This is a genomic window from Tamlana crocina, assembly GCF_012037625.1.
In genome coordinates this window covers 17887-30831 of sequence record NZ_JAAVJS010000024.1, presented here as the reverse complement: position 1 = coordinate 30831, position 12945 = coordinate 17887, and the positions used below count along the sequence as shown (strand labels likewise).

Below are 12945 nucleotides of genomic sequence, written 5' to 3'. Positions count from 1 at the left end.
TAAAACAAAATTACGGTGTACAAGAAAACCATAAATTAAAGTCGGAATAACGGGTTTACAATTTTGACAAATGCCTAAATCGATACTTTTTCTACTTTTCAGTTTACCGCTTGTAGCCTTTTCGCAAAATGTAAAGGGGAAAATATATGATGCCGAAACCACGGTTAAAGGCGCTAAAGTTTTCAACAAAAACAAAAATGAGACCTCGTACAGCAACGGGTTTGGAGATTTTTCAATAAAAACTAGCGTAAACGATTCGTTAGTATTTTCATCACTTTTTCATGAAGAAAAGCTCGTTGTAGTTACCCAAAACCATTTTAACCACATTGTAGTTTTTGAATTAAAAAAAATAGTAACTAACCTTGACGAGGTACTTCTTTCGGAAAGAATCAAGGAAAAAGCATTCCAATCGGGTCAATATTCGGCCGATCTTGGTTTGCAAATTGCCAACGACATTAAAAACAATCCGCATTTATACAGCCCACAGAGCGGCAACTTAGATTTTATTAAAATAGCTGGCCTGATAAAAAACTTACTGTTTAAAGGTAAAAAGAATAAAGCTCACGAAACAAAACCAATCAATTACAAATCGTTGGATTCGTTATTTTCAAACAGTGATTTCTTTACCGAAAACCTTTTGGTAAACGATTTAAAAGTACCCAAACAATACAGGTTCTTATTTTTTAATTATTGCGACAACAAACAGATTGACAATACGCTTCTTTTGGAAACGAACAGTGTGATTTTACTCGATACGCTTATAAAATGCAGCCATGAATTTGGGAAAATCATTTCGGAATACGAAAAAGAAAAAGATTAACTTTTAAGATACCGCTCCATAATTTCATCATAACTTTTAATTGTTTTTTTACACCAATCCAATCGTTTTTCAAGCAATTCATTTTCCGAAAGCTGCCAATTGATATCGGTTTGTTTTAGTTTTGTGGTAACATGTTGCAAAATAATAGCGGCCGAAACCGAGATATTCAAACTTTCGGTAAATCCTGCCATGGGTATTTTTAAATAACAATCGGCCGCATCCAGAACTTCCTGCGAAAGCCCTTCGGTTTCCCTTCCAAAGAAAAAACAAGATTTTTGGGTTACGTCGAATTCATGCAACACACAATCGTTGGTGTGTGGTGTGGTGGCTACTATCTGGTAACCTTTATTTTTTAAATCGGCGATACAGCTTTTCACAGAATGGTAGCGATTTAAATCTACCCATTTTTGTGCGCCCATGGCTATTTCGCGATCAATCCGTTTGGTGTTTTGTTCTTCTACAATATTCACTTCCTGAATACCAAATACATCGCAACTACGGATAACAGCACTGGTGTTGTGCAGTTGGTAAACATCTTCGGCAGCCACTGTAAAATGCTTGGTACGTTGCGACAGCACTTTCTTAAAACGTTCGCGCCTGTTTTCGGTTAAATAGGATTCTAAATGCTCAATAAGGTTTATGTCTATCATGGCTCAAATATAAAAGAAAACGGTGACTGCTTGCTGGTTCTAATAAAAATGCGATTCGCAATGGTGAAAAGTTTTATATTTGATGAGATTACCACCAAAGTTTATCTTGAGCGATAGCCGAAAGGTGAGAATGATGAAAACAAAATAATGAAACACATAGTTGTACTTACCGGAGCCGGCATGAGTGCCGAAAGCGGTATAAAAACCTTTAGAGATGCGGATGGATTATGGGAAGGCCATGACGTTATGGAAGTAGCCACGCCCGAAGGTTTTGCCGCCAACCCCGAATTGGTTTTAGATTTTTACAACCAACGCCGAAGACAGCTTTTTGAAGTAGAACCAAATCAAGCCCATTTCGATTTGGTAGAACTTGAAAAGCGTTTTAAAGTGAGTATTATCACCCAAAATGTGGACGACTTGCACGAACGCGCCGGAAGCACAAACGTGACGCACTTGCACGGCGAACTTTTAAAAGCACGCAGTACGTTTAACACCGAAAACATTCTAGAATGGAAAACCGACATCCTTTTAGGAGACCTATGCGAAAATGGCCATCAGTTACGTCCGCACATTGTTTGGTTTGGGGAAGAAGTTCCCATGATTGAAAAAGCCATGCAGATTTGTGAAACCGCCGATATTTTGATCATTATTGGCACCTCGATGCAAGTGTACCCTGCTGCTGGATTGATGCACTACGCCCCCCAAGACACTCCAACCTACTTTATCGACCCCAAACCGAATATTGCTAGCCATAAACATTTAACCGTTATTGCTGATACCGCTACGGCAGGAGTGAAAAAGGCGATGGAATTATTATAGATTTCTTAGGATTTTTTATTTTTCTCTTCAATCCATTTACCCATAAACTTAGTGCTTTGCTGGGTATGGTGCTGCAACATCTGCCCTACGAAATTATTTTGGCGTCTTTCTGTGAGTGAATTTAATGTTTTAACAATGACTTCTGAAAGCTGTTTTTGATGCTCGGTTTTATCAAAACGGGCATTTAGAACCTCAAACCCATTTTGCTGTTTGGCCTTCCAAAGCGACTCATTTTTATACAGTTGCACAGCCTTTTCTGCAAATGCTTCAGGTTCATCTTCAATGAAACCATTTTCTGGAAGCCCCCCGAACATACCTTCAGAAGCTATCGTACTCATTATACAAGGCGTTCCATTTTGCATGGCATCAATCAATTTTCCTTTTAACCCGGCACCAAACCTTAGCGGAGCTAAACATACTTTTGCGTTTTGCATCACTTTATTCACTTCTTCAGCAAAACCTTTTATCAAAAAACCTTCTTTTTCATTATGCAATTGGTTGATTTTTTGTGAAGCATAAGCACCGTAAATATGCAATTCGGATTTTGGAAGTTTCTTTCTAATCATTGGCCAAATCGTCTGCTTTAAATATAAAACCGCATTATAATTGGGTTCGTGCAGGAAATTACCAATAGTTATGAAATGTTGGCGTTCTTCAAATTTTGGCAAGGTTTTAATTTTTTCTCCTGAAATGCCTTCCAACATAAAAGGCAAATACACCAACAATTCACTATCAACTTTAAAATCGGCTTTCAGAATTTCCATTTCAGCCTCTGAAATAATCAAACTTAAATCGCACCTGTAAATACTGGCTATTTCACGTTTGGCAAAATCATTAAACAAATAGGTTTTATTGAAATTTCGCCCTTCTTTAAAAGCCTGCTGTCTACCTTTCCGTAGGAAGTGTAAATCTTCGGTATCCAGAATTTTAATGGCATTGGGGCATTGCTCGGTAATGCGCCAACCGTACTGTTCCTCGACCATGAAACGGTCAAAAAGCACTATATCCGGATTTAATGTTTTTATAAAATCATCAAAAGTAGAACTGTTCAATTCTACCGCAACGGCATCGACACCTATAGTTTCCAAAGGAAAAGCCCGCTCGGTTTTGGCACAGGCAGAAGCAAAAGTGATTTGATAATTTTCAGATTTAAAAAAATGAATAAGCTGCATCATCCGGCTACCAGCCGCAGAACTTTTGGGTTCTGGCCAAACAAAGCCGATAATAAGAAGTTTTTTAACCACCAATACAGAAGTTTATCTTATATCTCAATTGAACACATTTGTCAATGGTTGACTATTGTGGCTCTTCAACCATTCTGTATTTAAAGCGAACCATTTTTGCCCAATTAACCACCGATTCGATTTGTGCATCGGTTAAGTTGGCTTCACCATGCGTCCAAGTGTATGATTTTAGCGGCATCTCTTTATCTTCAACCATTTCAATCAGTTCTTCAAATTTATGGTCTTTTCGTTTTAACGAAGTCCCTTCCCAATTGGACACATTAAAATGTTTTTTACCATCTTCAACATGGTGGTTTAACCAATAATTTACGGGGGTGATATTGTTGTACCAAGGGTATCTGGTATAATCGCTATGGCAATCATAACAGGTTTCCTTTAAAATTAATTTAACATCTTCGGGCGGATTGGTTTCGGCCAAAAAAGGCTCGATGGAACTTAAATCGCCTTGGTTTTTATCTGGTCCGAAAAACTGTGCCACCACAAATAAAATCAGTAACGCTAATACTATTTTTTTTATCATTTTCATTTTAATATTTTTAAGAACTGGATAAAAATAATAAATCGCTTTGACTACCGCACAACTTTACGACGAATTAAATTATGTGAACCATTCTCGTGAAAAACGTCTGCATTACGCCAACTTAATGCTTGCCAACCCCGATTTGCTACCAAAACTTTTGGACATTCTTTTTAAGGTAAATGATAAAATTTCTGTACGTGCCGCTTGGGTGTTCGAGTTTATGTGCCAACAAAACATTGAATTAATTATCCCGTATTTGGACACCTTTACCAATAATATAGGTAAAGTTCATTTAGATCCTGCCGTGCGCCCCATTGCCAAAATCTGCGAATTACTCGCCATGGCTTACACATCAAAAGAAAATAATGGCATAAAACACGCCTTGACCGAAAAACATAAGGAACGCATTATCGAAACTTGTTTTGATTTTATGATTAACGACGAAAAAATTGCTCCAAAGGCATACTCTATGAACACCTTATTTCTATTAGGAAAAGATTACGACTGGGTACACCCCGAACTGGCGCTAATTTTAGAGCGCGATTTCCAGATGCAAAGCTCCGGATTTAAAGCTAGAGCCCGCCATATTTTAAGGAAAATCAAGAAAGCGAAAGACAAATGACTACCAACTGTTAATATAAGCTTTCGATTGAAAATTTAGACCTCAAACTTGGCACTTATAGCTTCATACTTCCCACTTTCTTTCCTATCTTTGCAATCTTAAAATTCAAACCAAATATGTCATTATCACCACTCAACGCCATCTCTCCTATCGATGGCCGATATAGAAGCAAAGTGAGCGAACTTGCTCCTTATTTTTCAGAAGAAGCTTTAATAAAATACCGTGTTTTAGTTGAAATTGAATATTTTATCGCACTCTGCGAAGAGCCTTTACCACAACTGGAGCATGTTGACCATACTATTTTTGATAGCTTAAGGGCTATCTACCAAAATTTCTCTGAAGAGGATGCTTTAGCCATCAAAAAAATAGAAAGCGTTACCAACCACGATGTTAAAGCTGTTGAGTACTTTATAAAAGAAAAATTCGACCAATTAAACCTCTCTGAGTTCAAAGAGTTTATCCATTTCGGATTGACCTCGCAGGACATCAACAACACCGCCATTCCGCTTAGTATCAAGGAAGCCATAAACAACGTTTACATTCCTGAATACCAAGAGGTGCTGAAAAAACTAGAAGAACTTACTAGAGAATGGAGTGCCGTTTCCATGTTGGCAAGAACGCACGGGCAACCGGCATCGCCAACCCGATTAGGCAAAGAAATTGAGGTTTTTGTAGTACGACTTAAAGAACAATTCAATTTATTGAACGATATACCTAGCGCAGCTAAATTTGGTGGCGCTACAGGAAATTATAATGCACACCACGTGGCCTACCCTGATATCGACTGGAAAGCCTTCGGTACAAAATTCGTTCAGGAGAAATTAGGGTTGCAGCATTCGTTCCCTACTACGCAAATTGAGCATTACGATCACATGGCCGCATTGTTCGATACGCTAAAGCGCATTAACACCATAATTATTGATTTAGACCGCGATATTTGGACCTACGTGTCGATGGACTATTTTAAACAAAAAATTAAAAAGGGCGAGGTAGGCAGCTCGGCCATGCCGCACAAAGTAAACCCTATTGATTTTGAAAATTCTGAAGGAAACTTAGGTATTGCCAACGCCGTTTTTGAACACCTTTCTGCCAAACTACCTATTTCTCGATTACAGCGCGATTTAACCGACAGCACCGTTTTAAGAAACGTAGGCGTACCGTTTGGGCACACTATTATTGGTTTTAAAGCTACTTTAAAAGGATTGAATAAATTACTGCTTAACGAGGCTAAATTTGCTGAAGATTTAGAAAATAATTGGGCCGTAGTAGCTGAAGCGATTCAAACCATTTTAAGAAGGGAAGGGTATCCTAACCCTTATGAAGCCTTGAAAGGATTAACCAGAACCAATTCTAAAATCAATCAGGAATCAATTTCCAATTTTATTGATACTTTAGAAGTATCTAACACAATAAAAGAAGAATTAAAACGTATTACTCCTAGTAACTACACTGGAATTTAAAACTTTATGTTAAGCGACAAACAATCAATTATTTTAACAGGAATAATGGGCGTAGGCATTTTTGTTTTCGGCATATTAGATCTTTTGGATAATTTTGTCGTTCTTACCGTAATGACTATTTCATTTTTTGCCATTGTTATTAACCTACTATATACCAAGGCAAGAGGAGAGGATATTACACCGCAAGAGCAAGAAGAATTAGGCGAATGATGCTTAAAAGCATATTTTATAAAGCTTCTCTATTTTGGAGAAGCTTTTTTTATGAAAAAAAATCCAGCCCTGCGGCTGGATTTAAACATTAGATTATTTTAGGATTATGCATTTTGTTTTTTAATCAAATTCAAAGCAGAACCTTCTTTGTACCATGCTATTTGCGCAGCATTATAAGTATGGTTCAGCTTAATAGTGTCCTTAGTTCCATCGCTATGCACTACTTCCACAGTCAACTGCTTATCTGGTGCAAACTGATCTAGATCCAAAAAGTTGAACGTATCGTCTTCCTCGATTAGGTCGTAATCATTCTCATTGTCGAAAGTCAATCCTAACATACCTTGTTTTTTAAGATTGGTTTCGTGAATACGGGCAAACGACTTCACGATTACGGCTGCAACGCCCAAGTGTCTCGGCTGCATAGCGGCATGCTCACGAGACGACCCTTCACCATAGTTATGGTCACCCACAACTACCGATTTAATTCCGGCCTCTTTGTATTCGCGTTGTACATCTGGTACACCGCCATACTCACCCGTTAACTGATTTTTCACAAAGTTAGTTTTTTGATTGAAGGCATTTACCGCTCCAATTAAGGTATTATTGGCAATATTATCTAAGTGTCCTCTAAAACGTAACCAAGGTCCAGCCATTGAAATATGGTCTGTTGTACATTTTCCGAAGGCTTTAATCAACAATTTCGCTCCTGTAATGGAATCTCCTAGAGGCTCAAATGGTGTTAGCAATTGTAAGCGTTCCGAATCTGGTTTCACTTCCACTTGAACATGACTTCCATCTTCTTCGGGTGCTAAATAACCGTTATCTTTAACTTCAAAACCTTTTGGAGGTAATTCCCATCCTGTTGGCTCATCCAACATCACTTCTTCGCCATCTTCATTTATTAATTTATCGGTAAGTGGATTAAAATCCAAACGCCCAGCAATGGCTATAGCGGCCGTCAATTCTGGTGAAGCCACGAAGGCGTGGGTATTTGGGTTACCATCGGCGCGTTTAGCAAAGTTCCTGTTAAACGAGTGAACTATACTATTCTTTGGTGCGTTCTTCGGATCCTTATATCTAGCCCACTGCCCTATACATGGTCCACAAGCATTAGTAAATATTTTGGCATCCAGTTTTTCAAAAACCTCTAAAATACCATCACGCTCGGCAGTGTAACGCACTTGCTCTGAACCTGGATTAATACCGAATTCCGCCTTTGTTTTTAGTTTTTTATCTAGTGCCTGTTGTGCAATTGACGATGCCCTTGACAAATCTTCGTAGGACGAATTGGTACACGAACCTATCAATCCCCATTCCACTTTGATCGGCCAATCGTTTTCTTGGGCTTTTTTGGTCATGTCCTTCCCTACTTCAGTAGATAAATCGGGAGTAAACGGCCCATTTAATAACGGCCCTAATTCAGAAAGGTTAATTTCTATGACTTGATCGAAATATTGCTCTGGGTTGGCATATACTTCGGGATCGGCTGTTAAATATTCTTTTACTTTATTTGCGGCATCGGCCACATCGGCACGGTCTGTAGAACGCAAATAACGTTCCATAGATTCATCATATCCAAACGTTGATGTTGTGGCTCCAATTTCGGCTCCCATATTACAAATGGTACCTTTTCCTGTACACGACATTGACGTTGCTCCAGGACCAAAGTATTCAACAATAGCTCCTGTTCCTCCTTTTACGGTAAGAATTTCGGCCACTTTTAATATCACGTCTTTTGGTGCTGTCCACCCTGAAAGTTTCCCAGTTAATTTTACTCCAATCAATTTCGGGAATTTAAGCTCCCAAGCCATTCCGGCCATTACGTCAACCGCGTCTGCACCACCAACTCCAACTGCTACCATGCCTAATCCGCCAGCATTTACGGTATGCGAATCGGTACCAATCATCATTCCGCCTGGAAAAGCATAGTTTTCTAAAACCACTTGATGGATAATACCCGCTCCTGGTTTCCAAAAACCAATACCATATTTATTGGATACTGACTCCAAGAAGTTGAAAACCTCACTACTCACATCATTGGCATGTCGCAAATCGGTCGCAGCGCCTTCTTTGGCTTGAATTAGGTGGTCGCAATGTACCGTTGTTGGCACCGCCACTTTATCTTTTCCAGCTTGCATAAACTGCAATAACGCCATTTGTGCCGTAGCATCCTGGCAGGCAATCCTATCTGGGGCAAAATCCACATAATCTTTTCCTCTAACATAGGCCTTGGTCGGGTTTCCATCCCAAAGGTGGGAGTATAAAATCTTTTCGGATAAGGTTAGTGGCTTACCTACTATTTCGCGTGCTTTGTCTACACGCTCTTCAATATTAGAGTAAACCCCTTTTATCATATCAATATCAAATGCCATATGTGTTTTTGTTATTTTTTAAAATTAAACTTAACTTTTCATTCCTCACTAAAATACTAAAAATCTTAGTTATAATAAACAGAAAAGCCCAAATCATCAGATTTGGGCTTTCAATTTATAATTGGTCAATATAATTATGCGTTGATCAACTGTTTTTGAGATGGCTTAAACTTGGTTAAAACAATACCCTCAACAGCGGCTTCGTACTCTGCCATGGTTGGTGTCCTTCCCAATATAGTTGAAAGAACTACCACTGGAGTTGAAGATAGTAACGACTCTCCTTTTTTCTCTCCTGAATCCTTAACCACACGGCCTTGGAACAAGCGGGTAGAGGTTGCCATTACCGTATCTCCTGGTTCAGCCTTTTCTTGGTTACCCATACAAAGGTTACAACCTGGACGCTCTAAGTAAAGCATATTTTCATACTTGGTACGTGCAGCAGCTTTTGGTGCATTATCATCAAACTCGAAACCTGAGTATTTTTGAAGCACTTCCCAATCGCCTTCTGCTTTCAATTCGTCAACAATATTGTATGTTGGAGGAGCAACAACCAATGGTGCTTTAAACTCCACTTTACCTTGTTGAGATTCAATATTTTTCAGCATTTGAGCTAAAATTTTCATATCGCCTTTATGAACCATACAAGACCCTACGAAACCTAAATCGACTTGTTTAGTACCGCCGTAGTAAGACAACGGACGAATCGTGTCGTGAGTATAACGTTTAGAAACATCTTCGTTATTTACATCTGGATCGGCAATCATTGGCTCAGCGATTTCATCTAAATCGATAACCACTTCAGCATAATACTTTGCATTGGCATCAGGACGCAACGATGGTTTAATTCCGGTTTTCAATTCCTGAATTCTGTTGTTGGCCTTGTCAACCAAACCTTGAAGCACTTGCTTATCGTTATCCATTCCTTTATCAATCATGATTTGGATACGACCTTTGGCGATTTCCAAAGACTCGATTAAAGTTTCATCTTCTGAAATACAAATAGATGCTTTAGCCTTCATTTCTGCTGTCCAGTCAGTAAACGTAAAGGCTTGATCGGAAGTTAAAGTACCGATATGCACCTCGATGATTCTTCCTTGAAATACGTTTTCACCACCAAATTGCTTTAACATTTGTTGTTGCGTAGCGTGAACCACATCACGGAAATCCATGAAGCTTCTCATTTGTCCTTTGAAGGTTACCTTAACCGACTCTGGAATAGGCATGGTAGCCTCACCAGTTGCTAAAGCCAAGGCCACGGTTCCTGAATCGGCACCAAAAGCTACTCCTTTTGACATACGTGTGTGCGAATCACCACCAATGATGATGTCCCAATCGCTTACCGTAATATCGTTAAGTACTTTGTGGATTACGTCGGTCATGGCGTGGTATTCACCTTTTGGATCACGACCGGTAATTAAACCGAAATCGTTCATAAATTTCATCAACTTCGGAATGTTAGCCTTCGATTTATCATCCCAAACTGAAGCGGTATGACATCCCGATTGGTAACCTGCATCAACAATTGGAGAGATAACCGTTGCTGCCATCGCTTCCAATTCCTGCGATGTCATCAATCCCGTAGTATCTTGCGACCCTACGATGTTTACTTCAACACGCACATCCGATCCAGCGTGCAGGGTTTTGCCCGGCGTAGTTCCTACGGCATTTTTATTGAATATTTTTTCAACGGCAGTTAAACCTTGCCCTTCAATAGAAATTTCTTTTGAAGGCGCGTAAACTACAGGTGCCTCAATACCTAAAACACCAGCAGCAAAGGTTTGTAATTTTTTACCGAAAACTACTGCGTAAGATCCACCAGCTTTAATAAACTCCATTTTTTGAGGAGTTAACGCTGCTGAAATATCTTTTAATTCTTTAACGCCGTTGTATAATTTCTTTGTTTTGGTGTTAATAGTTAGAACCGTTCCTGTCTCAACAGAATATACTTGCTCTAAAACAGGATCGCCGTTTTCGTCAACCACTGTATTTCCTTCTGCATCGGTTTTCTTTACCCAGTTTTTAAGGTCGATACCAATACCTCCTGTTACACCTACGGTAGTTAAGAAAATTGGAGAAATACCATTTGTACCCGCAATAATTGGTGCAATGTTGATGAATGGCACATACGGACTGGCTTGAATACCCGTCCACAACGCTACGTTGTTTACACCAGACATTCTAGAAGACCCCACTCCCATGGTTCCTTTTTCAGCAATAAGCATCACACGCTTGTCTGGGTGCTGCTCTTTCAAAGCAGTTAATTCCTGCTGCATTTCTTTGTTATGCTCGAAAATACACTGTCCGTGTAACTCTCTATCAGAACGCGAATGCGCATCGGCACCTGGCGACAATAAATCGGTAGAAATATCACCTGTACCCGCAATGAATGTTACTATTTTTATCTCTTCCTCCACTTCTGGAAGCTTTGTAAAGAACTCTGCGTTAGCATAACTTTCCAACAATTCTTTTGCTATGGCATTACCTGATTTAAAGGCTTCTTCAATACGAGCCATATCAGCCTCATACAAGAACACTTGCGTTTTTAAAACCTCTGCCGCTTGTTTGGCGATAGCCTCATCATTTCCTAAAGCCAAATCTAAAAGTACCTCAACAGAAGGCCCACCTTTCATGTGCGACAATAATTCAAAGGCAAAGGTTGTCGTGATTTCTTCTACCGCAACTTCCCCAAGAATAACCTCCTTTAAAAACTTTGCTTTTACACCAGCAGCACCTGTAGTTCCGGGCACTGTATTATAAATGAAAAATTTAAGTGAATCTGCTCTGTTGGCATTTCCAGCATCTTTAATCTGCTCAATAATCTCAGCGAGCAAGTCTGCACTTTCAATCGGCTTAGGGTGAAGCCCCTGTGCCTTTCTTTCTTCAATTTCTTTGATGTAATCGTCGTAAATGTTCATGTTAAGTCTTTTTCAAATTTTAGGCCCCAAACAATAAAAGCTTTGCATCACCTGAAGCGTTTTTTAAAGTCGCTCAGGCCGACCATAGCCTTAAAAGCCTATTTATATTTTCTTTGTTTTTAGTTTTATAAAAAGCGACGCAAAATACTAAAATTAACGCTAAAATTTAAATATTACGCCCCCAATACAGCCGCTTTAACATCCAAATTATTATTGTGACATTTAAAGCTGAATTGTTTTGGTTATTATGAAATTTTAATGAAATAAAATTGACAAATTATCAATTCAAACGTTTAAGCAAACCGAATTTCTTAGAGTGTTAACATTATAAAAGGAAGTTTTCCTCCTAAACTTAGTTAAAATAAACTTTCAATAACTTGTTCTTCGGTAATCCCTTCAGCCTCTGCTTTGTAGTTTTTTATAATTCTATGCCTTAGAATACTTTTAGCCACGGCTTGAACATCTTCAAAATCTGGAGAAAACTTGCCGTTAATAGCTGCATGTGTTTTGGCCGCTAATACTAGGTTTTGCGACGCTCTTGGCCCAGCTCCCCAGTCTATGTAGGTTTTTACAATTTCAGGTGCAGCATCAGAATTCGGACGTGTTTTGCCCACCATCGCCACAGCGTATTCAATCACATTATCGGCCACCGGAATGCGACGGATTAAATGCTGAAAATCGATAATTTGCTGAGCCGTAAAAAGCGCTTTTACTTCTACTTTAGCATCGCTGGTTGTCGATTTTACCACCTCAACTTCTTCCTTAAACGAAGGATACTCCAAATTAATAGCAAACATGAAACGGTCTAACTGCGCTTCGGGCAACGGATAAGTACCTTCCTGTTCTATTGGGTTTTGGGTTGCCAACACAAAATAAGGCAATTCCAGTTTGTAATGATGCCCCGCTACGGTTACCGCGCGTTCCTGCATGGCCTCTAACAGAGCGGCCTGGGTTTTTGGTGGCGTACGGTTAATCTCGTCGGCCAAAATAATATTGGAGAAAATAGGCCCTTTTATGAATTTAAAATGGCGATCTTCATCTAAAATTTCACTTCCCAGAATATCGCTGGGCATTAAATCTGGTGTAAACTGGATGCGCTTAAAATCTAACCCCAAAGCTTGCGAAATGGTATTCACCATTAAGGTTTTTGCCAAGCCCGGCACCCCAATTAACAAGGAGTGGCCACCAGAAAAAATAGAAATGAGTATTTGGTTAACGACCTCGTCTTGCCCGATAATAACTTTGGCTATTTCGTTTTTAAGGTTTTTGTACTGTTTTACAAATTGCTCGATGGCAGCGACATCACCCATAAA

11 protein-coding genes are annotated in these 12945 nt (G+C 39.3%); 5 read left to right on the top strand and 6 right to left on the bottom strand.

What is annotated here, in order from left to right:
• The first annotated feature begins 70 nt into the window (after window positions 1-70).
• Window positions 71-820, top strand: a complete 750-nt coding sequence (locus HC176_RS14085; RefSeq protein ID WP_167919367.1) for a carboxypeptidase-like regulatory domain-containing protein — start codon at window positions 71-73, stop codon at window positions 818-820.
• Here the strand turns inward: HC176_RS14085 and HC176_RS14080 are convergent.
• Window positions 817-1470: a TrmH family RNA methyltransferase gene (locus tag HC176_RS14080; RefSeq protein ID WP_167919365.1), complete on the bottom strand. Its 654-nt coding sequence runs from the start codon at window positions 1468-1470 to the stop codon at window positions 817-819. The genes HC176_RS14085 and HC176_RS14080 overlap by 4 nt on opposite strands.
• Before the next feature lie 147 nt (window positions 1471-1617).
• On the opposite strand from HC176_RS14080, the gene HC176_RS14075 reads away from it, so the two are divergent.
• Window positions 1618-2289 (top strand): SIR2 family NAD-dependent protein deacylase, encoded by a 672-nt coding sequence (locus HC176_RS14075; RefSeq protein ID WP_167919363.1) that lies wholly within the window; start codon window positions 1618-1620, stop codon window positions 2287-2289.
• Between the two features lie 5 nt (window positions 2290-2294).
• Here the strand turns inward: HC176_RS14075 and HC176_RS14070 are convergent, their stop codons facing one another.
• Both HC176_RS14070 and HC176_RS14065 read right to left on the bottom strand, forming a co-directional pair.
• Entirely contained in the window at window positions 2295-3533 is a 1239-nt protein-coding gene (locus HC176_RS14070) for a glycosyltransferase family 4 protein (RefSeq protein ID WP_342448703.1), read from the bottom strand.
• A 52-nt stretch (window positions 3534-3585) separates the two neighbouring features.
• The gene (locus HC176_RS14065) at window positions 3586-4059 is read right to left on the bottom strand and encodes a heme-binding domain-containing protein (RefSeq protein ID WP_167919361.1); all 474 of its coding nucleotides are present in this window, start codon (window positions 4057-4059) and stop codon (window positions 3586-3588) included.
• Window positions 4060-4099: 40 nt separating this feature from the next.
• Between HC176_RS14065 and HC176_RS14060 the strand changes: the two genes are divergently transcribed.
• The 3 genes from HC176_RS14060 (at window position 4100) to HC176_RS14050 (ending at window position 6345) form a co-directional block, all read left to right on the top strand.
• Window positions 4100-4675 carry an adenylosuccinate lyase gene (locus HC176_RS14060; protein WP_167919359.1) on the top strand — a complete coding sequence of 192 codons (576 nt, stop codon included), beginning with the start codon at window positions 4100-4102 and terminating at the stop codon, window positions 4673-4675.
• Between the two features lie 116 nt (window positions 4676-4791).
• Window positions 4792-6135, top strand: coding sequence for an adenylosuccinate lyase (gene purB / locus HC176_RS14055; protein WP_167919358.1), 1344 nt, complete (start codon window positions 4792-4794; stop codon window positions 6133-6135).
• Window positions 6136-6141: 6 nt separating this feature from the next.
• Window positions 6142-6345, top strand: a complete 204-nt coding sequence (locus HC176_RS14050) for a hypothetical protein (RefSeq protein WP_167919356.1) — start codon at window positions 6142-6144, stop codon at window positions 6343-6345.
• A 104-nt stretch (window positions 6346-6449) separates the two neighbouring features.
• On the opposite strand, the gene HC176_RS14045 is transcribed toward HC176_RS14050, so the two are convergent.
• The 3 genes from HC176_RS14045 to HC176_RS14035 all read right to left on the bottom strand — a co-directional run bounded on the left by HC176_RS14045 (window position 6450) and on the right by HC176_RS14035 (window position 12942).
• Window positions 6450-8717, bottom strand: a complete 2268-nt coding sequence (locus tag HC176_RS14045; RefSeq protein WP_167919354.1) for an aconitate hydratase — start codon at window positions 8715-8717, stop codon at window positions 6450-6452.
• 134 nt (window positions 8718-8851) lie between these two features.
• Window positions 8852-11632: a bifunctional aconitate hydratase 2/2-methylisocitrate dehydratase gene (locus HC176_RS14040; protein WP_167919352.1), complete on the bottom strand. Its 2781-nt coding sequence runs from the start codon at window positions 11630-11632 to the stop codon at window positions 8852-8854.
• 356 nt (window positions 11633-11988) lie between these two features.
• The gene (locus HC176_RS14035) at window positions 11989-12942 is read right to left on the bottom strand and encodes an AAA family ATPase (protein WP_167919350.1); all 954 of its coding nucleotides are present in this window, start codon (window positions 12940-12942) and stop codon (window positions 11989-11991) included.
• Window positions 12943-12945 lie beyond the last annotated feature (3 nt).

Coding starts and splice junctions, on each gene's coding strand:
- HC176_RS14080 (WP_167919365.1), bottom strand. CDS start 1,470: ATGATAGACATAAACCTTATTGAGCATTTAGAATCCTATTTAACCGAA.
- HC176_RS14075 (WP_167919363.1), top strand. CDS start 1,618: ATGAAACACATAGTTGTACTTACCGGAGCCGGCATGAGTGCCGAAAGC.
- HC176_RS14050 (WP_167919356.1), top strand. CDS start 6,142: ATGTTAAGCGACAAACAATCAATTATTTTAACAGGAATAATGGGCGTA.
- HC176_RS14045 (WP_167919354.1), bottom strand. CDS start 8,717: ATGGCATTTGATATTGATATGATAAAAGGGGTTTACTCTAATATTGAA.
- purB (WP_167919358.1), top strand. CDS start 4,792: ATGTCATTATCACCACTCAACGCCATCTCTCCTATCGATGGCCGATAT.
- HC176_RS14065 (WP_167919361.1), bottom strand. CDS start 4,059: ATGAAAATGATAAAAAAAATAGTATTAGCGTTACTGATTTTATTTGTG.
- HC176_RS14085 (WP_167919367.1), top strand. CDS start 71: ATGCCTAAATCGATACTTTTTCTACTTTTCAGTTTACCGCTTGTAGCC.
- HC176_RS14040 (WP_167919352.1), bottom strand. CDS start 11,632: ATGAACATTTACGACGATTACATCAAAGAAATTGAAGAAAGAAAGGCA.
- HC176_RS14035 (WP_167919350.1), bottom strand. CDS start 12,942: ATGGGTGATGTCGCTGCCATCGAGCAATTTGTAAAACAGTACAAAAAC.